28 protein-coding genes and 1 tRNA gene are annotated in these 26,058 nt (G+C 69.8%); 11 read left to right on the top strand and 18 right to left on the bottom strand.

Annotated features, from left to right (window positions below):
* The first annotated feature begins 82 nt into the window (after positions 1-82).
* Positions 83-1,042 (top strand): quinone oxidoreductase family protein, encoded by a 960-nt coding sequence (locus tag J2S55_RS26470; RefSeq protein WP_306866148.1) that lies wholly within the window; start codon positions 83-85, stop codon positions 1,040-1,042.
* Positions 1,043-1,169: 127 nt separating this feature from the next.
* Here the strand turns inward: J2S55_RS26470 and J2S55_RS26465 are convergent, their stop codons facing one another.
* The gene (locus tag J2S55_RS26465) at positions 1,170-1,772 is read right to left on the bottom strand and encodes a helix-turn-helix domain-containing protein (protein ID WP_306866146.1); all 603 of its coding nucleotides are present in this window, start codon (positions 1,770-1,772) and stop codon (positions 1,170-1,172) included.
* 67 nt (positions 1,773-1,839) lie between these two features.
* On the opposite strand from J2S55_RS26465, the gene J2S55_RS26460 reads away from it, so the two are divergent.
* The 3 genes from J2S55_RS26460 (at position 1,840) to J2S55_RS26450 (ending at position 4,609) form a co-directional block, all read left to right on the top strand.
* On the top strand, positions 1,840-3,075 hold the full coding sequence (locus J2S55_RS26460; protein WP_306866143.1) for an MFS transporter: 1,236 nt from the start codon (positions 1,840-1,842) through the stop codon (positions 3,073-3,075).
* 325 nt (positions 3,076-3,400) lie between these two features.
* The gene (locus tag J2S55_RS26455; RefSeq protein ID WP_306866140.1) at positions 3,401-3,622 is read left to right on the top strand and encodes a leucine-rich repeat domain-containing protein; all 222 of its coding nucleotides are present in this window, start codon (positions 3,401-3,403) and stop codon (positions 3,620-3,622) included.
* A gap of 6 nt (positions 3,623-3,628) precedes the next feature.
* Positions 3,629-4,609: a hypothetical protein gene (locus J2S55_RS26450; RefSeq protein WP_306866138.1), complete on the top strand. Its 981-nt coding sequence runs from the start codon at positions 3,629-3,631 to the stop codon at positions 4,607-4,609.
* Positions 4,610-4,785: 176 nt separating this feature from the next.
* On the opposite strand, the gene J2S55_RS26445 is transcribed toward J2S55_RS26450, so the two are convergent.
* Positions 4,786-6,087 (bottom strand): FAD-dependent oxidoreductase, encoded by a 1,302-nt coding sequence (locus tag J2S55_RS26445; RefSeq protein ID WP_306866136.1) that lies wholly within the window; start codon positions 6,085-6,087, stop codon positions 4,786-4,788.
* Between the two features lie 293 nt (positions 6,088-6,380).
* Here J2S55_RS26445 and J2S55_RS26440 point away from each other — a divergent pair, with 293 nt between their 5' ends.
* The 3 genes from J2S55_RS26440 (at position 6,381) to J2S55_RS26430 (ending at position 9,291) form a co-directional block, all read left to right on the top strand.
* The gene (locus J2S55_RS26440; RefSeq protein WP_306866133.1) at positions 6,381-7,250 is read left to right on the top strand and encodes a TIGR03619 family F420-dependent LLM class oxidoreductase; all 870 of its coding nucleotides are present in this window, start codon (positions 6,381-6,383) and stop codon (positions 7,248-7,250) included.
* A 134-nt stretch (positions 7,251-7,384) separates the two neighbouring features.
* Positions 7,385-8,218 carry a patatin-like phospholipase family protein gene (locus tag J2S55_RS26435; RefSeq protein ID WP_306866131.1) on the top strand — a complete coding sequence of 278 codons (834 nt, stop codon included), beginning with the start codon at positions 7,385-7,387 and terminating at the stop codon, positions 8,216-8,218.
* A gap of 38 nt (positions 8,219-8,256) precedes the next feature.
* Positions 8,257-9,291, top strand: a complete 1,035-nt coding sequence (locus J2S55_RS26430; RefSeq protein ID WP_306866128.1) for a 1-acyl-sn-glycerol-3-phosphate acyltransferase — start codon at positions 8,257-8,259, stop codon at positions 9,289-9,291.
* A 134-nt stretch (positions 9,292-9,425) separates the two neighbouring features.
* On the opposite strand, the gene J2S55_RS26425 is transcribed toward J2S55_RS26430, so the two are convergent.
* The 4 genes from J2S55_RS26425 to J2S55_RS26410 all read right to left on the bottom strand — a co-directional run bounded on the left by J2S55_RS26425 (position 9,426) and on the right by J2S55_RS26410 (position 13,361).
* On the bottom strand, positions 9,426-9,629 hold the full coding sequence (locus J2S55_RS26425; RefSeq protein ID WP_306866126.1) for an SHOCT domain-containing protein: 204 nt from the start codon (positions 9,627-9,629) through the stop codon (positions 9,426-9,428).
* Positions 9,626-11,191: a cobyric acid synthase gene (locus tag J2S55_RS26420; RefSeq protein WP_306866125.1), complete on the bottom strand. Its 1,566-nt coding sequence runs from the start codon at positions 11,189-11,191 to the stop codon at positions 9,626-9,628. The genes J2S55_RS26425 and J2S55_RS26420 overlap by 4 nt, the downstream gene beginning before the upstream one ends.
* Before the next feature lie 372 nt (positions 11,192-11,563).
* Entirely contained in the window at positions 11,564-12,577 is a 1,014-nt protein-coding gene (locus J2S55_RS26415) for a cobalamin biosynthesis protein (RefSeq protein ID WP_370879701.1), read from the bottom strand.
* Positions 12,561-13,361 (bottom strand): phosphotransferase enzyme family protein, encoded by an 801-nt coding sequence (locus J2S55_RS26410; RefSeq protein ID WP_306866123.1) that lies wholly within the window; start codon positions 13,359-13,361, stop codon positions 12,561-12,563. Before J2S55_RS26410 ends, J2S55_RS26415 begins: the two co-directional genes overlap by 17 nt.
* A gap of 326 nt (positions 13,362-13,687) precedes the next feature.
* Between J2S55_RS26410 and J2S55_RS26405 the strand changes: the two genes are divergently transcribed.
* Positions 13,688-13,761 (top strand) — tRNA-Arg (locus J2S55_RS26405).
* A gap of 246 nt (positions 13,762-14,007) precedes the next feature.
* Here the strand turns inward: J2S55_RS26405 and J2S55_RS26400 are convergent.
* The 10 genes from J2S55_RS26400 to J2S55_RS26355 all read right to left on the bottom strand — a co-directional run bounded on the left by J2S55_RS26400 (position 14,008) and on the right by J2S55_RS26355 (position 21,361).
* The gene (locus tag J2S55_RS26400; RefSeq protein ID WP_306866121.1) at positions 14,008-15,390 is read right to left on the bottom strand and encodes a tyrosine-type recombinase/integrase; all 1,383 of its coding nucleotides are present in this window, start codon (positions 15,388-15,390) and stop codon (positions 14,008-14,010) included.
* Complete coding sequence (locus tag J2S55_RS26395; RefSeq protein ID WP_306866119.1) at positions 15,387-15,578, bottom strand: helix-turn-helix transcriptional regulator; 192 nt, start codon at positions 15,576-15,578, stop codon at positions 15,387-15,389. The genes J2S55_RS26400 and J2S55_RS26395 overlap by 4 nt, the downstream gene beginning before the upstream one ends.
* Complete coding sequence (locus J2S55_RS26390) at positions 15,575-17,329, bottom strand: replication initiator (protein WP_370879700.1); 1,755 nt, start codon at positions 17,327-17,329, stop codon at positions 15,575-15,577. The genes J2S55_RS26395 and J2S55_RS26390 overlap by 4 nt, the downstream gene beginning before the upstream one ends.
* Positions 17,326-17,526, bottom strand: a complete 201-nt coding sequence (locus tag J2S55_RS26385; RefSeq protein WP_306866118.1) for a hypothetical protein — start codon at positions 17,524-17,526, stop codon at positions 17,326-17,328. The genes J2S55_RS26390 and J2S55_RS26385 overlap by 4 nt, the downstream gene beginning before the upstream one ends.
* The gene (locus J2S55_RS26380) at positions 17,526-18,971 is read right to left on the bottom strand and encodes an FtsK/SpoIIIE domain-containing protein (protein ID WP_306866115.1); all 1,446 of its coding nucleotides are present in this window, start codon (positions 18,969-18,971) and stop codon (positions 17,526-17,528) included. The genes J2S55_RS26385 and J2S55_RS26380 overlap by 1 nt, the downstream gene beginning before the upstream one ends.
* Before the next feature lie 81 nt (positions 18,972-19,052).
* Complete coding sequence (locus J2S55_RS26375) at positions 19,053-19,367, bottom strand: hypothetical protein (RefSeq protein WP_306866112.1); 315 nt, start codon at positions 19,365-19,367, stop codon at positions 19,053-19,055.
* Positions 19,364-19,636 carry a hypothetical protein gene (locus J2S55_RS26370; protein WP_306866109.1) on the bottom strand — a complete coding sequence of 91 codons (273 nt, stop codon included), beginning with the start codon at positions 19,634-19,636 and terminating at the stop codon, positions 19,364-19,366. The genes J2S55_RS26375 and J2S55_RS26370 overlap by 4 nt, the downstream gene beginning before the upstream one ends.
* Positions 19,636-20,064, bottom strand: coding sequence for a plasmid replication, integration and excision activator (locus tag J2S55_RS26365; protein ID WP_306866107.1), 429 nt, complete (start codon positions 20,062-20,064; stop codon positions 19,636-19,638). The genes J2S55_RS26370 and J2S55_RS26365 overlap by 1 nt, the downstream gene beginning before the upstream one ends.
* A 122-nt stretch (positions 20,065-20,186) precedes the next feature.
* A complete protein-coding gene (locus J2S55_RS26360) occupies positions 20,187-20,918 on the bottom strand; it encodes a GntR family transcriptional regulator (RefSeq protein WP_306866105.1) in 732 nt (243 codons plus the stop codon).
* A 143-nt stretch (positions 20,919-21,061) separates the two neighbouring features.
* Positions 21,062-21,361, bottom strand: coding sequence for a hypothetical protein (locus J2S55_RS26355; RefSeq protein ID WP_306866102.1), 300 nt, complete (start codon positions 21,359-21,361; stop codon positions 21,062-21,064).
* A 645-nt stretch (positions 21,362-22,006) separates the two neighbouring features.
* Here J2S55_RS26355 and J2S55_RS26350 point away from each other — a divergent pair.
* Entirely contained in the window at positions 22,007-23,500 is a 1,494-nt protein-coding gene (locus J2S55_RS26350; protein ID WP_306866099.1) for an NsdA family TPR-like regulatory protein, read from the top strand.
* Here J2S55_RS26350 and cutA read toward each other — a convergent pair.
* Positions 23,466-23,810 carry a divalent-cation tolerance protein CutA gene (cutA, locus tag J2S55_RS26345; RefSeq protein ID WP_306866096.1) on the bottom strand — a complete coding sequence of 115 codons (345 nt, stop codon included), beginning with the start codon at positions 23,808-23,810 and terminating at the stop codon, positions 23,466-23,468. The genes J2S55_RS26350 and cutA overlap by 35 nt on opposite strands.
* Positions 23,811-24,051: 241 nt before the next feature.
* The gene (locus J2S55_RS26340) at positions 24,052-24,657 is read right to left on the bottom strand and encodes a hypothetical protein (protein WP_306866093.1); all 606 of its coding nucleotides are present in this window, start codon (positions 24,655-24,657) and stop codon (positions 24,052-24,054) included.
* A 365-nt stretch (positions 24,658-25,022) separates the two neighbouring features.
* Here J2S55_RS26340 and J2S55_RS26335 point away from each other — a divergent pair, with 365 nt between their 5' ends.
* Positions 25,023-25,244: a hypothetical protein gene (locus J2S55_RS26335; protein ID WP_306866091.1), complete on the top strand. Its 222-nt coding sequence runs from the start codon at positions 25,023-25,025 to the stop codon at positions 25,242-25,244.
* Positions 25,245-25,437: 193 nt separating this feature from the next.
* The gene (locus tag J2S55_RS26330) at positions 25,438-25,773 is read left to right on the top strand and encodes an Imm8 family immunity protein (protein ID WP_306866088.1); all 336 of its coding nucleotides are present in this window, start codon (positions 25,438-25,440) and stop codon (positions 25,771-25,773) included.
* The last annotated feature ends 285 nt before the right edge of the window (positions 25,774-26,058 follow it).

Below are 26,058 nucleotides of genomic sequence, written 5' to 3'. Positions count from 1 at the left end.
AACAACGAGTGATCACCGTGGGGTTGGGGAGGATCGAAGCACTCGACTGAGCGAACTCGACTGAGCGAAGGAGTCCGGCACCATGCGCGCCATAGTCGTCTCCGCCACCGGCGGCCCCGAGGTCCTCACCTGCACCGACCATCCGGACCCCCAGGTGAACCCCGGTGACGTGCTGATCGACGTCGCGGCCAGCGGGGTGAACTTCATCGACGTCTACCACCGGATGGGCCGCTACCCGCTGTCCCTGCCCTTCGTCCCCGGCAACGAGGGCGCGGGCACCGTCGTGGCGGTCGGCGAGGACGTGCGGGACTTCTCCCCCGGCGACACCGTGGCGTGGGCGAACGTGATGGGCAGCTATGCGGAGCGCGCCGTGGTGCCCGCCTCCCGCCTGCTCTCCGTGCCCGACGGCGTCCCAGCCGACGTCGCGGCGGCCGTCATGCTCCAGGGGATGACCGCGCACTACCTGACCCACTCCACCTACGAGGTGAAGCCGGGCGACGACGTGCTGGTGCACGCCGCGGCCGGCGGCATGGGCCTGCTGCTCACCCAGATCGCCAAGCTGCGCGGCGCCCGGGTGATCGGCACGGTCTCCACCGAGGAGAAGGAGAAGCTGGCCCGCCAGGCGGGCGCCGACGAGGTGCTCCGCTACGAAGGCTTCTCCGAGGCGGTCCGCGAGCTGACCGGCTCCGGCGTGCACGTGGTCTACGACGGCGTGGGCGCGGCCACCTTCGACGGGAGCATCGCCTCACTGCGCCCACGCGGCATGATGGCCCTGTACGGCCAGGCCAGCGGCCCGGTCCCGCCCGTCGACCCGCAGACCCTCAACACGCACGGCTCCCTCTTCCTGACCCGCCCCACCCTCACCCACTACGTCGCCACCCGCGACGAGCTGGTCCGGCGGGCCACCGACCTCTTCGGCTGGGTGGCCTCAGGACAGCTCCAGGTGCACATCTCCCGCCGCTATCCCCTCGCCGAGGCCGCCCGCGCCCACGAGGACCTGGAGGCGCGCCGGACCACGGGCAAGATCCTGCTCATCCCCTGATCCACCTCGCTGATCCCCCCTGATCCGCCCCCCTGATCCACCCTGAGCCGCCCCCTGAGCCGCCCCGCTGATCCGCCCTGATCCACTCCGCCGGCCCCGGCCGCCGCCCGCACGGCGGCGGCCGCTCTCATTCCGGCCGGTCCCGTTCCGGCCGGTCCCGCTCCCCGAGCCCGACGGGGAAGGCGTCGAAGTGGACGATGACGCGTGCGGTGTCCGGGACCCCCTCGCCCCTTTCCCGGGCCCTGTCGTGGTAGGCGTCGAGGACCTGGGTGACGTCACGCACGAGGTCGGCGAGCTCCTCCCTGGTCAGGCGCACCGCCACGCGGGAGTTGACCCCCGCCTCGATCCACGGCCGCGGGGTGGTCCGTGACTCCTCCAGCCAGTTGGCGAGCTCGGCACGCCGCTGGCGGACCATCTCCGCGAGGAGGAACTCGGCGGCCTCCGCCGTATCGGGGTCATGGCGGAGGCGGTCACCGTCGAAGGCGAAGCTACGGGTGCGCCACCAGCGCTCCTTGCCCTTACCGCGCTCCGGTATGTCCTCGATGAGCCCGTGCCGCTCCAGGCGGCGCAGGTGGTAACTCGTGGCCCCGGTGTTCTCCCCGGTCAGGGCGGCGAGCTGGGTCGCCGTCGCCGGGCCGTGACGGTCCAGCAGATCCAGCAGGCGGAGGCGGGAGGGGTGGGCAAGCCCCTTGAGCGCCGAAGCGTCAAGGCCGTGGGTCTTGTCATCCATCACGTGCAGCCCTACCTTTGCAAAGGATTGTTTGCACACTTTTCTTTACACGATACCGGAGGCTCGGATGACTGGGCGATCGTTCCGCTGGTTGTGGGCCGCATCAGGCCTGTCGAACATCGGCGACGGCGTCGCGGTCGTCGGCGTCTCCCTGATCGCGGTGACCCTGACCAGATCGCCGTTCCTGGTGTCCCTGGTCAGCGCGGCGGCGACGCTGCCCTGGCTGCTGCTCGCACTGCACGCGGGTGCGATCGTCGACCGGCACGACCGGCGCCGGATCATGGTCACCGCGAGCTGGGCCCGGGCCGGCGTGCTCGCGGCCCTGGCCGTGACCGCCTGGCTGGGGGCGTTCAGCCTGCCGGTGCTGCTCGCCGGAGCGCTCCTGATCGGCGTCGCCGAGGTCTTCTCCGACACCTCCGCGCAGTCCGTGCTGCCGATGACCGTCCCGCGCGACCGCCTCGGCAGCGCCAACGGGCAGCTCATCGCCGCGCAGACGGTCGGCAACAACTTCCTCGGCGGCCCGCTGGCCGGGCTCCTGATCGGATCCGGCGCCGCCGCGGTGCTCGGGGTGCCCGCCCTGCTCTACGCCGTGGCGGGACTGGCCCTGACCGGCATGCGCGGGCGGTTCCGGGTCGAGACCCCGTCGAAGCGCGCCCTGCGCGCCGACATCGCCGACGGGCTGCGCTACCTGCGCGACCACCGCATCCTGCGCGCGCTCGCCGCCTTCGCCGGCGTGCTCAACTTCGCCAACGCCGCCTACTTCGCGGTCTTCGTGCTGTGGGTCGTCGGCGAGGAGTCACGGGTTGGCCTGCCCGCCGGCGACTACGGCGTCCTCACCGCGGCGCTGGCCGCCGGGGCGGTGACGGGCTCCCTGCTGGCCGGGTGGGTGGCCCGCCGCGTCGGCCAGGTCAGGACGATGCTCACCGCCAACCTCGCCAACGGCTTCCTGCTGCTGGTGCCCGTCCTGCTCCCCACCCCGGTGGCGATCGGCGTCACCGCCGTGTTCCTCGGAGCGACCAACGCCGCCTCCAATGTCATCCTGGTGTCGCTGCGGCAGCGGCTCATCCCCGAGAACTTGCTCGGCCGGGTCAACTCGGGCTACCGCCTGATCGGCATGGGGGCCTCGCCCCTCGGCGCGGCGGCCGGCGGGGTCCTCGGCACCTACGCCGGGCTGCCCATGGTCTTCTGCACCGCCGCCGCGCTGTGCGTCGTCGCGGTCGTCCTCGTCTCACGCGCCGTCTCCACCCGCTCGGTGGCCGCCGCCGAGGCGGCGTCCGACCGGCCCGTCCTTCAGCCGGCATGACCGGGACACCCGGTACGCCCAGATCGGCGCGGCACGTGATCAGCCGGCAGCGGGCTGAGGTGGAACGGCGACAGCCGGCGGAGCCAGGAGGCCGCCTCCACGTCATCGGCGCAGGGAGAGAGCTGGCTGATCTTTGACTCGTGAAGTTCGGCGGCCTGAGAGTCTCACCGGTCCACGGCCTCCCCGTGATCGACAAGTCGTTCACCAGTGGCGACCCCTAGCCTCGCCCTTGTTCCTCTGTTCCTCGTTCCTCTGTTGTTCCTCGGGTCCGAGGCGGTACGGCGGGAGCGGATCCGGGCACGCGCGCGACATCGAGGGAAGCATCTTGGGCGGGATCGGCTACGACGAGGAAGTCGTCGGAGACGGGATCAGCAGGTGCCTGAGTGACGGATCGACCGTACTCGGCATGCCCTGGCAGCACATCGACGTGTTGCCCGAGCCGGTGAACGACGGCCTCACCCATGTCGTCGAACTGGACCTGAGCCACAACCGGCTGACCGCTCTGCCCGAGTCGCTGACGGGCCTTTCCCGCATCGCGCGTTTCTGACCCGCGATGACAGATCCGTACCGCGGGGTGCGTGTTCCGCCGCCTCGGGCTGAGCCGGCAGGTGGCGTCCGCCAGGACGGTGCCCTTCGGGAAGAAGATTTCGATACCCAGAAAGGCGACAAGAACGTGTTCCGGCAGAAAGGCGCGGTAAAACCGCGCCACGTACTGTGCGTGCTCGGCTCGGACCTGGACGTGGAGACGGTACGAGAAGTCGTCGGCGACGTCGCGGGGATCGGCTTCACCGTCGACCGTGAGGGGCACCGGCGGGCCTTCGACCCACGGATGCCGAGTTCGTTCGAGGCTTGCATGGCGGACGTCTCCTTCACCGAATCGGACTGGGAGGCGGTGAAGGGGCACGACTCAGTGGTGTACGTGCTGTCGCCGCCGATGCAGCAGCACCGCTCTTTCGACCCCCGGTACGCCACACCCGCCGACGACGCGATCTCCGAGGAGTTGTGGACGCGGACGTTCGACGTCTCACGGCGGATGCTGGAGGTGACGGCCGCGCTGTTGCGTTCGGGCGCCACCGCCGTGAAGAACGAGAGCAGCGGCCTGACGCACGGCCGGGACCGGTGGCTCGCCCTGGCCGACAAGGTGTCCGGCGCGCCGAATTGGGCGGAGTCGGCCATCACGCTGTTCCGTGCCTGGGTCAAGCGGCCGATCAGCGATGGGAGCCTGATGAGAAGTTGCGGCATGCATCTGCTGGGTGCGCCGGATGTGGAGGTCGACCTGGTCCAGCCGGTCTCGCGGCACCTGCCCGGGGAACTCCTGGAGGGCGGCGTGCAACTGATTGACGAGGTGGCGTTCTACCTGCTGGTCGAGTCGCGGGCACTGGAGATCACCGACGGGGAGGGGTTCCGGCTCGCACCCGATGCGCAGCGCTGGATCATGCACAGGCACCCTTGCCAGGGCTATGAGGAGGACAGTTTCTTCTTCAATCCTTACGGGTACTGGCGCTTGACGCCCGACGGGTCTTCCCCCGGATAAAGCTCGGTGACAGAGCCCAAGATCTTGCCTCCGGCGGGGGCGCTCCAGCCCTGGGATGAGCGGGCTGCGCGAAGGCGGGGGAGATACGCGGATATCCGCACAGTACGGCCCGGGCGAGCCCTCCGCGCGGCCCGCCCGGCCCGGGTGAACCTCCCGGCCCGCCGCCCGGCCCCGGCTCAGCCCCGTACGGCCCGCCACACCACGGCGGGCCGCATGAGCGCCGAGGGCGGGTCCAGCAGACCGCTCACCCGGCTGAAGGCGACCGCGACCCGCGGGTCCCGCGCGGCGACCCGCTGCAGCCTGCCGATGTAGGCGTTGAGCAGGCGGACCCGCAGGGTCCGTTCCGCCTCGGCCTCCCGCAGGGCGAGGTCGGCGCCGGTGGACAGCTGCCAGGCGGGATCGAGGGCCCTGGCGACGGCGGCGAAGTAACGGCGGGCGAGGCCGTCGGCGCCCCCGCGCAGGCACTCGCGCATCGCGAGCGCGTCCAGGGCGCCGATCGACATGCCCTGGCCGTAGATCGGGTTGAAGTTGCAGATCGCGTCCCCGGTGACGAGCAGCCCTTCGGGGAAGCGGCCCAGCCGCTCGTAGCGGCGCCGCACGCTGGTGGGGATCCGGGCCGAGCCGATCTCGCCGAGAGGTTCGGCCGCGCGCACCGCGGCGGCCACGTCGGCGGGGGCCACCTCGTCGAGCCAGGCGAAGAACCCCTCGGGGTCGGTCGGCGGGCGCATCCCAGCGCTGCCGCCCAGCGTCACCAGCCAGCGGTCGCCCTCCACCGCGCAGAGCGCGGCGCCCTTGGGCTGCCCCCGGTAGGTGCCCACGAGGATCATGCGGTCCTCGCCCAGCGCCCCTGCGGCGAGTCTGAGGTACCACGTCGCGTAGGCGACCTCGACCTTGACGGTCTCCTCCTCCGGCCGCTCGTACCCCATGGACTCCAGCCAGGCGAGCGTCCGCCCGCCCCGGCCCATCGCGTCGACGACGAGATCGGCGGGCAGCTCCCGCTCGCCGCCGTCCCCGGCGATCCGCGCGCCGGTGACCCTGTCCCCCTCGGCCATGATCCCGGTGACCTGGCTGCGGTCCGCCGTCACCAGGTTCGGCAGCCGCCGTACCCTCCGCAGGATGTGACTCTCCAGGAAGGGACGGGTCGCCGACACTCCCTTCTCACCGGTCGGCATCCGCGCGAACTCGTGGCCTCCCATGATCATCCGGAGCTGCACGATCATCTCGTACGGCACAGCGCCCCCGGCGACCAGTTCCCCGGTCAAGCCGGGGAACAGCTCCTCCAGGATCCGCAGGCCGCGCGGGAGCAGGGCGTGCGCGTGGAACCCCTGGGGCACGCCTCTGCGGGGGGTGTCCTCCCCCAGCGCGTCGCGTTCGACGAGGGTCACCCGGTCGTAGCGGTCGGCCAGCACCCGCGCGGCGAGCAGCCCGCTGACCCCCGCTCCCAGGACGATCGCGTGCTCTGCGGCCTTACGGGCCATGGATGCCTCCGGGATGGCGGGGATGATGCCATGCAATCTGCCGGAAAGCCCATGAAAGATCGAGACTTGACGGCCTCACCGACGTGACGGCGTCAGGCCGGGCCGTCCCGCCGCTGAGCCGGTGGCCGGGTCGCGGCGCGGCCGGATCGGCCGCTCCCCGCAGTCGTGACCGGACACGTGTTGCCTTGACACCGGCGACAGGGTTCTAACGTGACTGCGACGGGCGGGTGAGGAGGCCGGAGCCCGGCCGACGGCCACACAAGTCATCGCACCGGCCGACCAGAGGAATGACGATGAAGTTCGCGATCAGCTACAACACCGCCTACTACGGCGCTGACCCTGACAGGATCGTCGCCTGTGCCCGGCACGCCGAGGACTGCGGTTTCGAGTCGCTGTATCTGCCTGAGCACATCGTGCTGTATCCCGGAGCGATGGCCGGGCCCTTCGAGCTCCCGCCGTCGCTGCCCTACGTCGATCCGCTCGACTGCCTGAGCTTCGTCGCCGCGGCCACCCGACGGATCCTGCTCGGAACGGGTGTGCTGCTGCTGCCGTACCACCACCCGGTGGTCCTCGCCAAACGCCTGGCGACCATCGACGTGCTGTCCAGGGGGCGGATGCGGCTGCTGACCGTGGGGCTCGGCACCCTGCCGGGCGAGGCCCGGGCGGTGGGGGTCGACTTCAGCACCCGCGGCCGCCGTGCCGACGAGGCGATCGACGTGATGCGGCTGCTCTGGGCCGGCGGCGAGGACGGCGTCAGCTTCGCCGGGGAGTTCTTCTCCTTCGACGACCTGTGCAGCTTCCCCAAGCCTTATGGGGTCACACACCTGCCGATCCACATCGGCGGATCGAGCCGGGCGGCCGCGCGCCGGGCCGGGCTCCGCGGCGACGGATACTTCCCGGGTGGCGCGCTCGATCCGGAGGAGCGCGCCACCCAGCTGGACCTCGCCCGGTCGACCGCCGCCGAGGCCGGCCGCAGCCCGGAGGCACTGGAGTACACCCGGTGGGGATCGATCGACATGACCGCCGAACAGGTCGAGGCACTCGCCGCACAGGGCGTGACCCGCATCGTCGTGACCCCCACCGCCACCGAGCCGGACCGGCAGCGCGACGAGATGTCCACGTTCGCCCAGCGGTTCGCCCTCCCCGAACACCTCCCCAGCTAGGCCGGTACGGCATCACCGGCACGGCGCCCGGGGCGACGCCCGCCCGGGGCAATGTCCGCCCGGCACGGCAGGCGGGCACGGGCACGCGGGCCAGGTCTGTCGTGAGGCCGCGACTCCGGGTCTATCGTGAGGCCATGAATGTGGACACGGCCTTCGTGCTCGGCGGCGGAGGCGTGCTCGGCGCCCACGAGGTGGGCATGCTGCAGGCGCTGGACGAGGCTGGCATCAGGCCGGACGTGATCGTCGGCACGTCCGTGGGAGCGCTGAACGGCGTCATGCTGGCAGCCGCCCCCGGCGACGCGGTGGCCGCTCTGACCCGGCTGTGGCGCTCCGACGTGGTCCGCACCGCCTTCGGCGGGTCGTGGATGACCCGGCTGTCCACCCTCGCCAGGACGGGCACCCACCTGCACTCCCCCGGCCCGCTGCGCGGCCTGCTGGCCGAGATGCTCCCGGTCTCCAGCATCGAGGACCTCGCCGTGCCGTTCCAGTGCGTGGCCGCCTCCGTCGAACGCGCCACCGCCCACTGGTTCACCGAGGGCCCCCTGGTCGACGCCGTCCTCGCCTCCTGCGCCGTCCCCGGCCTGCTGCCCCCCGTCCGCATCGGCGACGACCACTTCCTCGACGGCGGCCTGGTCCACAGCATCCCGGTCGGCCGCGCCGTCGCCCTCGGCGCGCGCCGCGTGTACGTCCTGCACGTCGGCCGGATCGAGCGGCCCCTGGTCGCCCCGCGCCGCCCGTGGGAGGTCGGCCTGATCGCCTTCGAGATCGCCCGCCGCCACCGCTTCGCCGAGGAGATGGCCGCCCTCCCCGCCGACCTCGAGGTCCACGTCATGCCCGCCGGCGGCGGGACCCGCCCCGGAGTGGACCTCTCCCAGCTGCGCTATCGGGACGCGTCACGTATATCTGAATACATAGAACGCGCCTACAGGGCATCGTCCCAGTATCTGGCCCAGCACTCGACGCGCTGAGCCGGGCCGTTCAGGCCATGTCCCGGCAGGAGGTCTCCATGCTCCCTCCCCGCATCCTCCGCCGCCTGATCCTCGCGCCCCTCGTCATCGTGCTCACCGTGGTCGCGGTGGTCACGCTCCCGATCTGGCTGCTGGTGGTGACCGCGGCCTCCCTGCGCCTGCCGCCCCCGCAGCGGCGCGGCACCCGGCTGGTCTGGTTCGCGGCGGCGTGGCTGACCCTGGAGTCGATGGCGCTGGTCGCCTGCCTGGGGCTCTGGGTGGCCGGCGGGTTCGGCGGGAGGCTCCACCGGGACGAGCAGCAGGAGCGGCACTACGCCCTGATCCGGTGGTTCCTGTCCCGGGTGTACGGCGCCGCCGTACGGATCTTCGGCCTGAGCGTCGAGGTCGACGAGCCGGCACGGACCGCCGACGAGCTCTCCCGCCGGCTCACCCGCCCGGTCATCGTCCTGTCCCGCCACGCGGGCCCCGGCGACTCCTTCCTCCTGGTCCACCATCTTCTCAGCGTGTACGGCAGGCGCCCGAGGATCGTGATGAAGGCGATCCTCCAACTCGACCCGTCCCTGGACGTGGTGATCAACCGCCTCCCCAACGCCTTCGTCCCCCGCAGGACCGCCGAGAGCGGCATCCTCACCGAGATCCGCCGCCTGGCCTCGGACATGGACGCCGACGACGCCCTGGTGATCTTCCCGGAGGGCGGGAACTTCACCCCCAGGCGCCGCCTGCGGGCCATCCTCCACCTGGAGCGCAAGGGGCTGGCGGAGGAGGCGGCCCGGGCCCGCCGGATGGAGCACCTGCTGGCCCCCCACCCCAACGGGGCCATCACCGCCATCGAGTCCTGTCCCCAGGCGGACGTGGTCTTCGTCGCCCACACCGGCCTCGACGACCTGGTCACCCTCGGCGACCTCTGGCGCAGGCTCCCGATGCGCGCCGAGATCAAGGCCCGGTGGTGGCGGGTGCGGGCCGCCGACGTCCCCCGCGACCGCGAGAGCCGGATCCACTGGCTCTTCGACCACTGGGAGGAGATCGACGCCTGGATAGCCAAGAACCGGCCCGCCCCGGCGGCGAAGACCTGACCACACCCGCTCGACCTGGCCTCGACCTGCGCTGTCGGATGAAGCGGCGCTGGGCCCCGCCGATCAGCCGCCGGCCGGCACGGCGCCTCCCCCCGGGTCCTGTCACCAGTCCCGGGAGAGGCCGGACACGCGGCTCACCAGTCCTGGGAGAGGCCGGACATGCGGCGGAGGTATTCGTCCTCGTCGATCTCACCGGCCGCGTAGCGGCGCTTCAGGATCTCCTTGGGGTCGTCGAGCCCGGGCCGGCGCGCCCGCGACGCGCGGAACACCAGGGCGGCGCCGAGGACCACCGCGGCGACCACGGCCATGATGAAGAGGATCAATACGACCCGGGTCATCTTTCACTCTCCATGCCTCTGTTCTGCGAGATGCCTCTGTTCTGCGAGATGCCTCTGTTCTGCGAGAAATCCGGTGCGCCGTGCGGAGACCCGCCAGGAGGCAGCAGCGGCAGGCCCCGCGGGGCGCCGCCTTCCAGGAGCCGCAGCAGGGCATCGGTGTCCACATGGCGTTCGATCAGGTCGCCGAGGGCATCCAGCCGCTCCTCACGCGCCGCGGCGAAGGAGACGCCGGGGGCGGGGGTGAAGTCACGGCCGGAGACGGCCGCCACGTCGGTGAGGAACGCCCGGCGGAAGTCGTCGTTCTCCAGGGCCCCGTGCCAGGTGGTGCCCCAGACCGAGCCGGACCGGCAGCCGTCCAGGAAGGGATCGCCGCCCTCGGCCGTCACGATGCCGTGATGGATCTCGTAGGCCGCGACGCGGCAGCCGTACGCCTCGCCGACCGGGCGGCCCAGCGTCTTCTCGGCGGCGAACTCCACCGTCGCGGGCAGCAGCCCGAGCCCCTCGACCGAGCCCGCCCCGGACTCGACGTCGTCGCGGATGGTCCGGGTGAGCATCTGGTAGCCGCCGCAGATGCCCAGCACGGTCCGGCCGGGCAGGGCGTCGGCCAGGCCGGTGGCGCGCAGCCAGGCCAGGTCGGAGACCGTCGCCCGGGAGCCCGGCAGCACCACCAGGTCGGCGTCGTCCAGCTCGGCCGGGGAGGTCACGAAGCGGACCACCACACCCGGCTCGGAGGCCAGGGCGTCGACGTCGGTGAAGTTGGAGATGCGCGGCAGCCTGACCACCGCGACTCGCAGGGTCTGCCCGCCGTACGGCGGGCGCGCCCCGACCGCGGGGCGGTTGTCCAGGGCGAGGGAGTCCTCGACGTCCAGCCAGAGGCCGTCCAGCCAGGGCAGCACGCCGTACACCTCGCGGCCGGTCAGCTCCCTGATCATGTCGAGGCCGGGTTCGAGGAGCTCGCGCGCCCCCCGGAACTTGTTGATCACGAACCCGGCGATCAGCGCCTGGTCGGCGGGCTCCAGCAGGGCCACCGTCCCGTACAGCGAGGCGAAGACCCCGCCCCGGTCGATGTCGCCGACCACGACGACCGGCAGACCGGCGGCGCGGGCCAGGCCCATGTTGGCGATGTCGCCCCTGCGCAGGTTGATCTCCGCCGGGCTGCCCGCGCCCTCGCAGACCACCACGTCGTAGGTGTCGCGCAACCGCTCCAGCGCCTCCACCGCGACCTGCCGGAGCCGGTCCTTGACGTCCCAATACTCCATCGCGTCGACGTCGGCCAGCGGCCTGCCCATCACCACGACCTGGCTGCGCCGGTCGCTGCCCGGCTTGAGCAGGATCGGGTTCATGTCGGCGGTGGGCTCCAGTCCGCACGCGGCGGCCTGCATCGCCTGCGCCCTGCCGATCTCGGCGCCGTCGGCCGTGACGAAGGAGTTCAGTGACATGTTCTGCGCCTTGTACGGTGCGACCTTCACGCCCTGCCGGGCCAGCCAGCGGCAGATCCCGGCGGTGACGACGCTCTTTCCGGCGTCGGAGGTCGTCCCGGCGACCAGCAGGGAGCCTCTCACGCGCCCACCGGACACGATCGTGCGGACGGCGCGGCGGACGCGGTCACGGTGCGAACGGGCCTGGGATCGCCGGGACCGGTCAGGACCACGGGCAGCTCCTCGAATGGATCGACAATCATGGTGACCAGCATGACGCGCGACATGCCGCACCGCCCACTCAGGTCATGGGATTGTCAACGCCAGGATCCATGACGCCCATCCGTGTCATCCGGCCACAGGCGTGTGAGCCCATACCGCCCACCCGCTCATGACGCGGAGCCCGTACCGCGCGTGACCACCGGCGCGAGGACCCCAGCACCGCGCATGACCACCGGCGCGAGGACCCCAGTACTGCATGTGACTACCGGCGCGAGGTCCGCACGCCGCACATGACTACCGGCGCGAGGTCCGTAGCGCCGCGAGAACGGCCAGGCCGGCGGCGGCGCAGCCCACCGCCCGAGCCAGCCGTACGGACCTGCGGATGTCCTTGACCGACGGCTTGGGCCCGTCGCCCATCTCGGGCCGGTGCTCGACGCGGTGGCCGTAGACGTTGGTGCCGCCGAGGGTGACGTCCAGCGCCCCGGCGAAGGCGGCCTCGCACCGGCCCGCGTTGGGACTGGGGTGACGGTGGCCGTCCTTGCGCAGCACTGCCGCCGCCCTGCGGACCGAACCGCCGGCCAGCGGGGCGGCGAGGACGGCGAGCACCCCGGTGATCCGGGCGGGGACGAAGTTGGCCACGTCGTCGAGCCGGGCCGCGGCCCAACCGAAACGCTCGTAGCGGGCGCTGCGGTGGCCGACCATCGCATCCAGCGTGTTGACCGCCCGATATGCCAGCAGCCCCGGGACTCCGGCCACCGCGCCCCAGAACAGCGGCGCCACCACGGCGTCGGAGGTGTTCTCGGCGATCGACTCGACGGTGGCCCTGGCCAGCTCGGGCGCCTCCAGCAGCGAGGGGTCGCGTCCGCACAGATGGGACAGTCTCCCGCGTGCCCCGGCCAGGTCGTGAGCCTCCAGGAACTCCGCCATGGCCACCCCCTCGCGCCCCAGCGTCGTGCCGCCCAGCACCGACCAGGTCGCCACGGCGCTCAGCGCGCCCCTCGCCACCGGGTTCCCGGCGCGGGCCGCGGCCACCCCGAGCAGCGCCGCCGGGCCGACGCACAGCGCCACGTACAGGACTCCGTTGGGCCGGGCGTCGCCGTACACCCGCCTCTCCAGCGCCGCGGCGGCCCGCCCGAACAGCGCCACCGGGTGGGCGCGCCGCGGGTCGGCGAAGACGGCGTCGAGCGCGACCCCGGCGAGCATCCCCAGCGCCTCGGCCCGTCTCGACGCGGGCCGGCCGGACGAGAACCTGAATCCCGGTCGCTCAGACGAGAACCTGGACGCGGACCGGTCAGATGAGATGGGCATGGAGCTCGTCCTGGTTGGTCTCGAGCCAGGCGCAGGCCCGGCGGATGCGCTCCCCCGCACCCCCGTCCCACATGCGGGACCAGCCGCCGCCTGTGGTGAGAGCCTTGGTGCGCATGGCGTGGTAGGAACGGTCGAAGCGGAGCCGGGCCAGATCGAGGAGACGGCGGCGGTCGCGCGACGCCAGGCCGTACGCGTCGCAGAACAGCCGCAGCCGCGGACCGACCTCCAGATCGCGCTGGAGGGGCCCCAGATCGAGGGGGTCGGCGATCGGCGCCCAGTGCCGCAGGGTGGTCACCACGTCGAACAGCCGGGTCGTCGGCCGGGCCATGTCGAAGTCGATCAGCGCGGCGGGGAGCCCGTCACGGAAGATCACGTTGTCGAGGTTGACGTCGCAGTGGCCGATCAGCTCGGGGGCCGCGTCGTCGTTGGAGCCGTCCTCCCAGACGGCCTGCGGCGGCGGGACGAAGCCCGCCGAAGCGTCATGGAAACGCCGCAGCAGCCCCGCCAGAGCGGCGAGCGACTCGTCGGTGACCGCGTAGGCGGCCGGCGGTGTGACCGCGGAGTCACCCTCGACGAAGGTCAGGACCTCCCGCCCCTGCGCGTCCAGTCCCACCACCCGGGGCGCGCCGCCGAACCCGGCCGCCTCCAGATGCCGCAACAGCGCGTGCACGGATGGAGTGGAAGGCCGGGTGGGCCTGCGGACGGTGTCACCGACCCGCACCACCCCGTCGGTCACGTCACCGCCCAACAGGGGGATCTCCTCATGGACCGTGCCGGCGAACATGACATACGAGCCTAGACCGGTCCACCAGCCGAGAAGACCCGTTTCGGATAACCATGTCCCCCCACCAAGACATCTCCGGCCCGCCCGTAAAGCCCTCCCGCCCGGCCACCCCCGATCTTTTCCACGCGGATCGCCACCGGTTCCAGGAGAGTCACCACCGGCCCGCCGGAGCCGCCAGAACGGTCGCGGCGCCGGTCAGCCCCCCGGACAGGCACCTCAGACACCCCCTCGACAGCACCGGCCACCGGCCCCGTAAAGTGATCCTCGCGACACGACCGCCGATCCGATGCATGGACACTCCTCAGATCATGCACAATTAGGCGGGAGCGCCCTTAGCTCAGCTGGATAGAGCATCGGACTTCTAATCCGACGGTCGCAGGTTCGAATCCTGCAGGGCGCGCAACCAAGACCAGGTCATCTCCACTCTGACCTGGTCTTTTGCATGTGTACGGCCCGCACGGCTCATGCAGCCGCAGGCAGTCGGACGCAGCCATGTGCCAGTACTCGCGGAACATACGCGGAATGCTCCGGGGCGCGTTTTCCCAGGTGGGGTCGGGGATTTCGGAGGCATGCGGAACGATTCCGGGGCTGGAACGACGAAGGACCCCGAGGGGTCCCGGAGTCCTGTCGATGTGCGGTGTCGAGGTCATGCGGCGAGCGCGTCCAGGATGCGCTGGTTGGCCACGTCGCGTTGGCCGTCGATGCACTTGGCGTAGACCTTGAGCATCACATCCACCCCGTGGCCGGCCCGTTCGGCCGCTTCCGGCGCATGGACTCCGGCGTTCAGCCAGAGGGAGACCGCCGCGTGCCGCAGGTCGTACGGCCGGGTCGCCAGAGGCAAGGCGACCTGGTCCGGAGTGAAGGCGTAGGTCCGGGCCTCCTTCCAGACCTTGGCGTAGGCCGATCCGGAGATCAGGCCACCCGTGCGAGTGCGGAACAGCCGGCCATCCTCACCGACGCCGTGCTTGTCGATGTGCTCACAGAGGATGGTCACGAGCTCCGGCGGGATCGGAACCTCTCGGGTCTCCTTCGTGTGCCGGTGCTTGAGGCCGCGATCGTCATGGGCCTCCCCCGAGTCGGTGAACCGCTTGTTGCTCTGCGGCATGGTCTTCTCCAGGGTGAGCAGACCCCACCCGGTCGCCGGAAGCTGACAGTCCTTCTTACGGAGCCCAGCGGCCTCAGCCGGACGGAGACCGCCGAAGTACATGCAGGCGAACATGGCCGCCAGCATCAGCCCCCGCGACCGGCCCACATAGGTCACCGCGGTGAGCAGCTCACGGGCCTGGGCCGGGTTGACCACCGAGCGCCGATCGATCTCCCCGTTGGACTTGATCTTGCGGAGCTTCACCTTGTGCAGCGGATTCGCCGAAAGCTCCTCCAACTCCACCGCGTACTCCAGCACGTGATGGAAGACCGCCCGCTTGCGCCGGTAGGTCGAGGTGGCCGCCGCCTTGCCGTCCAGGAGCAGCGCCAGGGCCTCCAGGGCCGCCCGCGTGTGCTTGGCCTCTTCAAGAGCACTCAGGGGCAGCGACGCCGCCTCCAGCCACCGCACCGCACGAACGATCTCCGGCGAGGGTTCCGGGCGACGATCCTCCGGGAGGAAGGAGAACTCTCGCAACGCCCGCCGGATGACCTCCTCGTCGGGGCGGCCGGGAAGGTCACGCATGAGAACGGGTGTCACGTTGGCCAGTGCGTCCGTCATGCCCTCGCGAGTCTTGGCCGCCGCATGAGGCCACCAGGCGTGAACGTAGGTCACCGCGAAGGCGTACCAGGTGCGCGCATCCTTCGCCTTGCCCATCGATGAGGGAAGACCGCTTTCCAGGTCGAACGCCTCACCGTTCTTGGCCGCCTGTCGCAGGGACGACAGGAAGCTCTCGGCCAAGCCCTTGGTCTTGAAGGTCGAGGACCTCTCCCGGTTGCCCACGGTCCAGCGAACGGTGTGGGAGACGATACGGGGCTTCTTGCCTGTCCCCTCAGATCGGGTGTTGGCGCGAATCCCCCAGAACTTCACCTTGTACGAGGTGGTCACGCTACCTCCCGGAGGCTCTCAAGCCAGGCTTCGAACTCGCTGCGGTAGACCCGGATCTTGCCGTTGGGCAGCCGGATACCGGTGGGGAACTTGCCGATCTCACGCCAGCGGTAGAACGTGCGTTCCGAGATGCCACCCAGTTCGTCGAGGATCTCGGGAACGGTCATCAACTCGTCCCTCTTCTTCATGCCGCCACCCCCAGCGCTGGAGTTGCCGAAAGTTCTTCGATGGGTCGTCCTTCCGCTCTGGCCTGAAGTTCGAGAAGGCGTTTTCGAGTGCGGTGGCGGTTGGCGACGCCACGCAGCAGGCGTTTGGCCAGCGGAGCGCGGTTCGGGTCCTTGGTGGAGACCGGCCGCCAGACGTAGCGGTGCGGGTCGGTCGTGGTGTCGTCGGGCAGGCCGAGCATGTCGAGGACCCAGGCGCGGCGGTCCTGCTTGTGTTCGCGGAGGGTCTTGTTCGACCACTTGCGGGAGACCAGAACGCGGCGTCCGGCGTAGCCGAGGTGTTCGGCCTTGTGCGCCTTGCTCTTGCACCGGCCCGGTGTCATGCCGGGTTTGGCGCCCTTGGGCTGCACGCCGTAGCGCAGCCAGTTGGGGCACGTCGGCGAGCAGGGTTCGTAGCGCAGCGCCTCGACCATCCGGGCGGCGTGGTCACGGCGGGCGGAGTTGTCGTCGTCGGGGTCGAGGGGGTCACCGAGGCTCTTGGTCAGGTATTTGGTGAGGTAGCCGATGCGCTTGTGAGCGTCCGGCGAGCCGGCCACGATGCCCTGGACATCGACCTGGTCACCGAAGCGGAGCACGTGCAGGGGTTCGGCCGCGTCGTCGGCGTCGAGCCGGTCGAGCGCCTGATCCCAGGTGGGCAGCAGTTCCCCTGTGGTGGGGTCGAGGTAGTCGCCGGACTGTCCGTCCGGGTAGGCGGCCCCGTCGCCGAGGTCGGCCCGTGCGCTCCAGACCGGCAGATGCTCGCCGTCGAACTTCACTTGATCTACCTGGGGCCACCACACCTGGTGGTAGGTGGCGGCGGCAATTTGCTTGATCTCCGCGCGGGGCAGGGTGCCGCGGATGGCCATGTGCAGATGCGGCGCGAGCCGTTTCTGGGGTTCGACGGTGGCGAAGTACTGCACGTCGTAGCCGGCCACTCGGCGGAGGTTCTGCACGAACCGGTCGACCAGCTTGGAGAAGTGCAGGGCGTCGCGGACGGCGCGGGCGTAGTCGTAGGCGGCCGGGTCGACCGGTACGCCCAGACCGGAGCGGATCTTGCCGTAGGACGGCAGGGTGAGGGTGACGAACAGCGATGGCCGGTAGACCCTGCCGTCGGCGGCGATGAAGGTCCGGCCGAGGGTGGTGTCCTGCTTGGCCCGCTTGGGCAGGTCCGGGGCGTCCTGGCGGCGCCGGGTGGAGCGGGAGCGCTTGGGAGCCGTGCGACCGCTCAGGACGGTGCCGCGCATCCCGGCGGCGTTGATCTCGGCGTCGATGCCCGCGATGGCCTCGTCCCAGTCGGCGGTGTCTTCGCCGGCGCGTTCGGCCTCGTCGCGTTTGGCCTGCACGTCGGCCCGGAACTCGATCAGCCACCGCTGGTCGGCGGTGGAGGGGTGGGGTTCGGCGATGGGCTCGGCCTCCAGGTGCCAGCCCTCGCGGCATTGGGCTCTGCGGAGTTGCTGGTTGCGTTTGGCGCACGGCGGGCACTTGGCCTCTTGGGTGGTGCCGCAGGGGAGGTCGAACGGTTCGGTCGTGCCGGTGTGGGTGTCCAGGCGGCGCATCTCGATGGGGTGGATGCAGACGCCGTTGAGCTTGGCGACCTCGACGGCGACGTCCAGGGCCAGGGGCAGGGTGTCGCGTACCAGGCGGGGCAGCGTGCGATCCGCGGCGTTGACGGGATCAGAGCCGTTCGGCGGGGTGGCGGTGGAAGGGGTGGACGGGTGGGCGGGGGTGTCGGTCACATGGCCTCCTTCCGGCCGGGGTCGAGTACGTCGGCACACAGCCGGTAGGCGTCGCCGTAGGGGTCCCTGCGCAGCCGGGCGGAGTCGAGGTCGACGATCACGATCACTTCGGCGAGGTCGGCGCCGTCGACGGTCCGCAGCCGGCGGAACGGCAGGGCGTCGATCTCGTCGGCGGTGCCGCAGATGGTGATCCTCATCAGGCCCCCTCTCCCGTCTGGGGCAGGGGCAGGGTGTCGGCGGCGAAGGCGGCGACCATGGCGCGGATGTCGGCGTCGCAGACGTAGCCGGCGCGGGCACGCGTCGGCTCGGGCGAGGTCTCCAGCCGGGCGTAGGCGATGCCCGCGCCGAGCGTGGGGTTGGGTGAGATGAGGTCGGCCAGCGCACCGCGATCCCGAGCGCCGTCGCCGAGCACCATGTCGACCTGTTCCGACTCATCCAGCCGAAGGGCGATCTTGTCGGGGAACAGGTTGCGGATGCTCAGCACGTCCTTGCGCGGGTCCTGCAACGCCGCCAGCACGCCCACGCCGACCGCCCGGCCCTGCGTGGTCAGGGTGGCCAGGGCGGCGGAGATGCGGAGCTTGAGGCCCTTGTCGGACTGGTAGGCGGTCAGGAACGCCACCTCGTCGACCACCACCAGGACGAACGGATCCTCCACCATGGGGATGTGGTCGCGCTGGACTCCGGCGAACCGGCCCGCCCGCTCCTGCATCACCTTCACCGCGGCTTCCAGCAGCTCGGCGCAGGCGGCCGGATCCGCGGCGTAGCGGTCGAACAGCGCCCGGCCGAAGGACAGCTCCATCAGCTTGGGGTCCAGCGCCCACACCTGCACCAGGCCCGCGCGGACGGCGGGCAGCAGCCCGCGGATGACGGACCAGATGATCGACCCCTTGCCCGCCCCGGTGGCGCCGGCGACCAGGAGGTGAGTGCCGTGGACCTTGAGCCGCCAGGGGGTGCCGTCCTCGCGTTTGCCGATCTCGACCGGTCCGACCGAGGGCACCCCCGGGATGGGCAGCGCGGGTAAGGGTGTGGCCAGTGGGTCGCGGCGGGGGAAGGCCAGCAGCAGCCGGCCCGGCCGGGCGACGGTGACCCGGCAGGAGGTCGCGCCGAACCCGTGGGCCAGGTGGTCGATGCGGTCGGCCCAGTCGGTGACCGACTGCCCGGTGAGCATCTTCACGGTGACCAGGTCGGCCCAGGAGGTGCAGGAGACCTTGGCCAAGTGAGGCAGGTAGTCGCGGCCGCGCACGTGCCGCCCCAATCCGGAAATGATCATCACGGGTTGCCAGTGCCGCCGGTAGATCCACACCAGCCGCCACCAGGCCAGCAGCCGCCAGCCGATCCGGCGTAGGAACGAGGAACGGTCGGCCAGTGCCCAGGCGGTGAGGCCGACGAGGGCCAGGGTGACGAGGGCGGCGCTCCACTGCCAGCCGTACAGGGTCCAGATCACGCCGGGAACGGCGACGACGGCCGCGGCGATCGGGTGGCGCCACAGCAGGCGTACGGCGCCGGCCAGCAGCCGCCAGGCGAAGATGACGAGGGTGACGATCGCCGGGGTCTGGACGACGGCCGGGCGGAAGACCACGGCGGTGTCGGGGGTGGTGGAGACGAGGTGTTGTGCCTCGTCGCCGGGCAGTTTTTTGAACATTAGGCTGGTGCCCTCTCTTGATTCGCATCCGGGGAGATGAGGGGCCGCCGGAAGGACCAGTTCCAGCGGCCCCGCCTCATGTCAGGCCGCGCTCTCGTCGGCCCGGTCGGGGTTGTCCTGCTGCTGGGTGTGCAGGCGCTGGCATTCGGCCAGGTAGCAGGCGGCGGCGTCGGTGATCTTCCGGGCCAGGGCGACATCGGCGGCGGTGACCGGTCCGGCTCCGGTGGTGGAGATCTTCAGCTCGCCCTCGGCGCTGTAGAAGTCCAGGGTCGGCCGTCCCTCTCCGACGCCCAGCACCATGACCTGTAGGTCGGCGGTGTAGAAGGCGACGTTGAGCCGGGTGACTCCCTCGTCAATCGACGCGGTCAGGTAGGTGTAGGGCTTGCGCTCGCTCATGCCGCCGCGCCCCGTCCGTTGGCCAGGCCGTGGAAGGAGCGCTCGACCGAGCGGGCGAACCGGTCGGCCTCACAGGCGAGCTGGCGGGCGAAGGCGACGTCGGCGCCGGTGACCTGGTCGCCGGCCGTGGTGGTGACCAGGACCGACAGGGCGCCGAAGTCGAGCGCCAGGACCGGCGTGCGGGACGGGTAGGGGTGGCTGGTCGCGTGGGCACCACGGCCGGTGTTCAGGGTGATGATGCTGACGCGGTGGGTTCTGCGACGGGTCATCAGGCGGCGTCCTTTGCGGTGGTGACGGTGTTCTTGGTGGGAGTGCCAGCGGTGCGGGGGGCGCGCATCGCGCGGGCCCGGATGGACCAGGCCAGGCGGCCGGTGTTCTGGCCGACGTACGGCGTGACGGTCATGGCGTCGAACTCGACCGGCGTGAACGGCAGGCCCGGCAGCGGGGCCGGGGGAACCGGCTGGACCGGGGACAGGATCTTGACCGACACGGTCTTCTGGCCGGCCTTGACGGTGGGGTCGGCGTCCATGACGGCGACCTGCCAGACGAGTTCGCCGGTGGTCTTGTCCTTGGCGTAGACGGTGCGGCCGTTGGTGGAGGCGTCGAAGTCCTTGACCTGCTCGACCTCGCCGACGATGTAGCAGCCGTGCGGGAAGACCTGGTCGAAGCCGATCGGGATGGGGCCCTGGATAGCCATAGCGCAACATCTCCTTGTCTTGACTGGCCAGTCTGCTTGACTGACCAAGTTGCATCTTCATTAAGCACGAAGCCCGCTTGGTTAGTCAAGTGCACCAAGCGGGCTTCGTGAGGAAAGTTTGATTACCGGATCGGGTAGGCGTCTTCCAGCTCGTGGCGATCACCCGGGAGAACCGTCTCCACCACGGCCCACGGCTTGCCGGTGGCGTCGCAGGCGACGGCGTAGACGGTCAGCAGCGCAGCCGAGCTCTTCACGTCCAGGAGCTCGCGCTCGTCGGCCGTGGGGTTGCGCGCGGTGATGTGCTCGATGATGTGATCCAGGGAGACGCCGGCGGCACTCTCCACGTAGCGCCGGATCCCCTGCCGGAGATCGGTCGACTCGGCCAGCGCTGTACCCTCGCCGATTTCCGCCGGTACCCACGTTGCGGAGATCTCGGTCGGTTCGCCGTCGCGCTCCACCAGGATCTTGCGCAGGGTGACGGGGGATTTCGGCTCGATGCCCAGGTAGGCGGCGATGCGGTTAGGGGCCTCCACCGGTCCGGCCGTGAGCAGCTTGCTCGCGACCTGGGTCTCTGTCCGATCAAGGAGTTCGCGGCCCGCCCGAGCCTGTTGGCTCGTGGGCATCGCCGGGCGGCCGCGTACGAAACGGCCCTTGCCCTGCTGCGTGACGATCCAGCCTTGATCGCGAAGTACGCCGAGCGCCTTGACCACCGTGGGCCGTGCCATCCCGAACTCCGCCATGAGCGTGTGTTCGCTGGGCAGCAGCGAGCCCGCAGGGTACTCGCCGGAGTCGATACGCCGTTCCAGCTCGGCGATCAACTGCGCGTACTTGGGAGGCGTGTATTCAAACGACATTAAAGCCTCACATTCAACATGCCTGTCTAGTCAAGCAGGCTATCAGCGCATGTTAAAGATGCGAAGGGCTTCATCCGACAGGAAGTCGTCACCCCGCGACGCGGCGGCATGGGCACGGGGGTGGACCATGCCGCCGCGCCCGCCTATCGGGCCTTGCCGGAGAGCAACGCCCTCCATACATCGTCGGCCTCACGGATCGGCCAGCGATAGGTCTCGTGAACTTGCCGGTTGTCATCGAGCTGGAGCGTGCGCCGGATGAACGCCTGTCCTCCGGCATGGCACAGCTCATACATCGTGGCCCGGCAGTGACAGGTCCAGGCGTTCACACGCAGTCGCGTCACACCCTTGTACGGCGCATGCCAGACCAGCCGCATGTGATCACGTAGTGGCATCACCACGTGCGGGCTCAGGCAACCGCCTTCCCCGATCACTGCGGAGCCCATGGGCTCGGTCCCGGATGGGGATGCGTCCTGCGCAGCTCCGCGTAGCGGTCGGCCACCCGGCATGCAGTCGTCACCGGATCATCGGCAGGGCCGAAGGCATGCCATCCACGACGATCACGCTCCGGCCCCTCGCCCGTGCCCCACCGGAAAACGTGACCATCGGTCCACACGACCAGCCCGAACCAGACCGACACCAGCGCGAGCCCGTACCCATCGTGAACGTCCGAGGCGATCCCCAACTCCGCCAACTCATCATGTAATCGCCGTGCCGCGTTCAGAGGCGTGGTCGCTCTGTTCCGTCTGATGGCCGGAAGCTCGTGCATCTCCATTAGGCCGCCACCTCGCCGAGGCCTGAGCAGTCGAAGCACTCGACCCGGACCGGCTTCACAACCTGGCCGTCAATGCGGAACTCGACGTCCGCGCGGCTCCTGCGGATCCAACGCCAGCCGCGACCGCAGCAGGCCTCGCACCCCTCATTCGTCGGCTCACCCTCGGCAATCATGGGTCAAGGGTGTTCACCTGGACTTACGTAACCCATCCCGAGCCGGAATCCTCCGGCTGAATAGTCGATATCCCTTGACGGGATAACCCTCAGCGGGAAGCGTTGGATATCCGGCAGCCCAAGTGCAAAAGGGGACGCGTCCTATGCCCGCAGAAGCGACTGAACCAGTCGTTATCCTGCCGAAACTGTGGCAACGCCCTGAAATGCTGACGGCCCTCCGAAACCGTAATATCGGTCAACTCTTCCGGCTAATCCGCCAATACACAGGGTTCAGTCAGACCCGTATCGGTGTCGCGGTGAATCTCAGCCAGGGCAAGGTCAGCGAGATCATGAAGGGGGCCGCCCAGGTCACTTCCTTCGAGGTGTTCGAGCGCATCGCCGAGGGTCTGCGCATGCCCGACTCCGCCCGCATGGCTCTGGGCCTGGCTCCCACCTGGCCGGCAGCACCACGGGTGATCGACGCCGTCCCCCATCCCGCCTCAGTCATCCCGTCTCGGGATGGAACGCCAACAAGTGCCTTGCTTAGCCTGGAGAGCGCTGTTGCCGTTGGCCAGCCTCAGGGCGCCGATCCATGGGACGTCGACGTTCTGACCCTGGCCTGGATTGTGGGAAGGCTGGACGCTCACGTGGACCGCCGAACGATGCTCATCCTCGCCGCTGGAATGACCGCCGAAACCGCGGCCACCATCGCCGACCCCTGGGAGCGCCTGTCCCGCGCGCTGACCGGACCCCAGGCACTCGACGAAGACACCATCGAACGCCTCGAAGCCCGCACCATCGGCTTCCACCGCCTGGAGTACGTGCTCCCCGCCCGCGCCATCTACCAAGGGCTCACCACGCACATCAACGAACTGAGCAACCTGCTTCAGAGCGGCCCGCCCGACCGGTTCCGCCGACGCCTGGCGGCAACCGCCGGCGAAGCAGCCACCCTTGCCTCCTGGATCGCCTGGGACCTCAAGCAGGTCGGTCAGTCCGCCTCATTCGAGCGTGTCTCCGCTCTGGCCGCCAAGGAGAGCGGACACCCGATCATCCAGGCCTGTACCTATGCCTACAGGTCGTATGCCGTCGAAGGCCACGACGCCCACGAGGCCGTACGGCAGGCCCAGCAGTTCCTTCCCGCCCAAGGCGACGACGCCACCCGGGCATGGCTGCTCAGCCGGGAGGCCGAGGAGCTGGCCGCCCTTGGCGACCGACGCGCCATCGATCTGCTGCACCAGGCCGAAGAGGCCTACGGCCGTGCACGACCCCACCGCGAACGCGCCTGGACCCGCTTCCTCGACCCTGGCCGCATGGCCGCCTTCCAACTGTCCACCTACGTACGGCTCGGCGACGAACGCCGAGTGATCGAGGCCGGCCAGGCCGCGCTGTCGGCCGTCGCCCAGGACGCCGACCACAAGAAGGTGGCCGTCATCTACGCCGACATCGCCCAGGCCCAACTCCAGATCGGCGACGTTGCCGAAGGAGTCGCCTACGCCCGCCGCGCACTCGACGCCGTCCAGCGCGGCGAATCCACCTGGGGCCTCCAGCACCTCACGACGGTGGAGAAGGCCCTCGCCACCCAGCAGGACCAGGCCGCCCGGGAACTACTCGGCGACATCGTCTCTACGCGCCGGAGTCTGGGGCCGTCTCCCGCCTGATCCACTCCAGGTAGTCAGCGGTGCCGGCCACCAATGCAACTGCGACGATCTGCGGCACCTCATACGAGTGCAACTCCCGCACCCGCCGGGCAAGGTCCTCGAATCGCTCAACGGTGGTATTCATCAGCAGCAGCAACTCCTCAGAGCGCTGAATCTCTCCCGCCCACCAGTAGGTGGACTCGATCGGGGCGACGATCTGACAACCAGCGGCCAGCCGTTGCCCTACCACTGCCGAACAGATTCGATCCGCCTCCTCACGACTGCTGGCAGTGACACGGACCTCAAGGCAATCCAAAGCGTTCTGGAGCATCCCGCCACACTGCCGAATTGTTCTTATGGTTATCAAGCGGCGGCGCGCCGCGCCGCCGTACCCGGCCCTCCGCCGCCCGCCGGCCGGGCGTGCGGCCTGGGGGCCGGTCCCGGCCGGCGGCGCCCCGGGCCGTAACCGCACCGCGCACCCGCCGTACCCAATCCACTCGCCGACCCCAGCGACGCGCCGCTCCAGGGCGTGCGCTTCCGCGGCATCCCACGCGCAAGGCTGTCAGCGACAACTACAACGCAGCCCCACGGACACAAACGACACGGTCCGGCTCCCCCAGCCCTCGCGTGTCGACCCAACCCCGACCAGAGACATGCCCAGCGCGCATCAGACAGTCATGCTGACCAGGAGGCGCAAGCACACGGTTGTAGCTCTGCACCAGCGCTTCCCCCGTGTCAGAGAAGAGATACCGGGACGCGTAGACCTGGTCGGCGTGCAACCATTCGTAGCGGACGACGGAACGGCCAATGATGGCCTCGAACCAGTCCGCGGCCTGTTCCGCCAGGTACTCGGAAAAGCCTGACACGTCTACCGCGAAGCTGGTCGCTGTATCGGGCAGCGAGAAATCCTGGTTGTGGAGGCGATCACCTCGCAGATGGTGGCTCTCCAGATGAACCCCGACGGTCAGCAGGAGAAGGTTCTCCTTCGGCGCATCGATATCGAGGTACGCGACGAGCGCAGAGCCGTCCTCAGGCGGTAGCAGGCCACTACATGCCGGGTCCTCCGACCACCTCAGCGCACGCGTCCGCAAGGCTGCGACGAAAGCATTCTGAGCCTCGTCCAGCTCTTCGTCACATTCGAACCAGCCGTGCCCATCCACGGCGACACCGTAGAGCACGGTGTTCCAAACAGGCCATCGCACAACGTGAAGAAGATCGAATAAGCTCTTGCCCCCGGCGGGGGCGCTCCGGCTCCGGGATGGATCGCCAAGGACGTGCTCATCACCGCCGGCCCGTTAGTGGCTGAGGTAGGAGGCCTGATCATCCCGTCTGCCATCGACCCGGGACAAGCCGAGCAGACCCCAAGCCAGGGCGCCAGGTCGTTCGTCCAGTGGGGCGCTCCACCTGGCGCCCTGGCTCGTGGCCCGCTTCCCCTACGGGCGGGTCGACGGCAGACGGGATGATCAGGCGGGCGGAGTGTGCGGCATGAGGCCCCATGCTCCCTATGCTGCGTCACAGCGACGCGATCAGAGGAAGGCCCGACTTGTCCGAGCGGATCACCTGGACCATGCACCACTTCTCCCAGGCCAATCCGAAGGGACCGGGACAAGCAGACGTGCCCGCGCTCCTTCGCAGGGTGGCAGACAGCATCGAGGACCTGGGCAACGTCGAAGTCCACGACATGATCATGCACAACGAGATCACCGAGGACGGCGACTGGCCAAGTCTCACCGTGTACTTCGACTACGTGACCGACCACGCCTGACCTGGAATCCAGCTCTGGCCGCCGTGCAATTAGCGTGCAATTAGACAGGGGGACGAGGGGTCAACCACGGTCACTCACGACCAGCCTGGCGCCCAGCTCAGCAGCCCTGCCTGCTGTACTCCATACACTTCCCAAGCTGACAGCTCCTCCACCACGCCACTCACTGAGCGATCATTGGACGATGAGAGCACGAGTGGCCGACTTTCGCTGGCCAGATCTTGAAAGTCGGGGTGTCGGCGATCCCACCCACGCCTGTGAACTGCTGGAGATGTACGTCGGCCCGCAGAGCGAGCCAGGAGAGGAGCGGTTCCAGCTCACCGTCTGCACTCCACCGGCCCTCGCTGACCAGTTGCGACATCATCCCTTTCTCATCGGCCGGCACTGGCTCTTCGTCCGAGAGCTTCATCCCACCGAGGTGACCAATTGGCTGAGCGACCGCATCGCCGTACTGGAAGCCCCCACTTGGGCCGAACTCGCCGCGAAGATCGGCCGAATCGGAGAGTGGGAGTTCGAGGACTACGAGGACTGACGCTCCTGATACGGCCAGGCATGTGAGACCGCCATGTAGCATCGGCGCTCCGATTCTGGGAGCCAATGTGGGAGCCAACGGACCGCACGGCTCCGGACCGAGCTGGACTGATACGAACAGGCAATCCACGCGTGGCCTGCATGGTGAACCAGTCCGAACGGCTCCGGACATCGTTCGGGAATCTACGGATCAGAAGGTCCGGGTATACCGCTCGCGTACCAGTATGGACGGGCAAGCCCAGGGGAATCACGGGAGCCGTGGACCTCGCGGGGAGTCAGGCGATTG

It is taken from the genome of Streptosporangium brasiliense (assembly GCF_030811595.1).
Lineage (GTDB): Bacteria > Actinomycetota > Actinomycetes > Streptosporangiales > Streptosporangiaceae > Streptosporangium > Streptosporangium brasiliense.
Note: the sequence above shows the minus strand (reverse complement) of the source record. Positions and strands in the feature narration are given on the sequence as shown.

Bases quoted from the DNA above. Each gene is read 5' to 3' on its own strand.
- J2S55_RS26370 (WP_306866109.1), bottom strand. From the start codon at position 19,636: ATGACCCGTCGCAGAACCCACCGCGTCAGCATCATCACCCTGAACACC.
- J2S55_RS26350 (WP_306866099.1), top strand. From the start codon at position 22,007: ATGCCCGCAGAAGCGACTGAACCAGTCGTTATCCTGCCGAAACTGTGG.
- J2S55_RS26375 (WP_306866112.1), bottom strand. From the start codon at position 19,367: ATGAGCGAGCGCAAGCCCTACACCTACCTGACCGCGTCGATTGACGAG.
- J2S55_RS26355 (WP_306866102.1), bottom strand. From the start codon at position 21,361: ATGGGCTCCGCAGTGATCGGGGAAGGCGGTTGCCTGAGCCCGCACGTG.
- J2S55_RS26450 (WP_306866138.1), top strand. From the start codon at position 3,629: ATGACAGATCCGTACCGCGGGGTGCGTGTTCCGCCGCCTCGGGCTGAG.
- J2S55_RS26430 (WP_306866128.1), top strand. From the start codon at position 8,257: ATGCTCCCTCCCCGCATCCTCCGCCGCCTGATCCTCGCGCCCCTCGTC.
- J2S55_RS26460 (WP_306866143.1), top strand. From the start codon at position 1,840: ATGACTGGGCGATCGTTCCGCTGGTTGTGGGCCGCATCAGGCCTGTCG.
- J2S55_RS26410 (WP_306866123.1), bottom strand. From the start codon at position 13,361: ATGTTCGCCGGCACGGTCCATGAGGAGATCCCCCTGTTGGGCGGTGAC.
- J2S55_RS26395 (WP_306866119.1), bottom strand. From the start codon at position 15,578: ATGAAGAAGAGGGACGAGTTGATGACCGTTCCCGAGATCCTCGACGAA.
- J2S55_RS26440 (WP_306866133.1), top strand. From the start codon at position 6,381: ATGAAGTTCGCGATCAGCTACAACACCGCCTACTACGGCGCTGACCCT.
- J2S55_RS26465 (WP_306866146.1), bottom strand. From the start codon at position 1,772: ATGGATGACAAGACCCACGGCCTTGACGCTTCGGCGCTCAAGGGGCTT.
- J2S55_RS26435 (WP_306866131.1), top strand. From the start codon at position 7,385: ATGAATGTGGACACGGCCTTCGTGCTCGGCGGCGGAGGCGTGCTCGGC.
- J2S55_RS26385 (WP_306866118.1), bottom strand. From the start codon at position 17,526: ATGAGGATCACCATCTGCGGCACCGCCGACGAGATCGACGCCCTGCCG.
- J2S55_RS26470 (WP_306866148.1), top strand. From the start codon at position 83: ATGCGCGCCATAGTCGTCTCCGCCACCGGCGGCCCCGAGGTCCTCACC.
- cutA (WP_306866096.1), bottom strand. From the start codon at position 23,810: ATGCTCCAGAACGCTTTGGATTGCCTTGAGGTCCGTGTCACTGCCAGC.
- J2S55_RS26445 (WP_306866136.1), bottom strand. From the start codon at position 6,087: ATGGCCCGTAAGGCCGCAGAGCACGCGATCGTCCTGGGAGCGGGGGTC.
- J2S55_RS26380 (WP_306866115.1), bottom strand. From the start codon at position 18,971: ATGTTCAAAAAACTGCCCGGCGACGAGGCACAACACCTCGTCTCCACC.
- J2S55_RS26365 (WP_306866107.1), bottom strand. From the start codon at position 20,064: ATGGCTATCCAGGGCCCCATCCCGATCGGCTTCGACCAGGTCTTCCCG.
- J2S55_RS26415 (WP_370879701.1), bottom strand. From the start codon at position 12,577: ATGCCCATCTCATCTGACCGGTCCGCGTCCAGGTTCTCGTCTGAGCGA.
- J2S55_RS26360 (WP_306866105.1), bottom strand. From the start codon at position 20,918: ATGTCGTTTGAATACACGCCTCCCAAGTACGCGCAGTTGATCGCCGAG.
- J2S55_RS26425 (WP_306866126.1), bottom strand. From the start codon at position 9,629: ATGACCCGGGTCGTATTGATCCTCTTCATCATGGCCGTGGTCGCCGCG.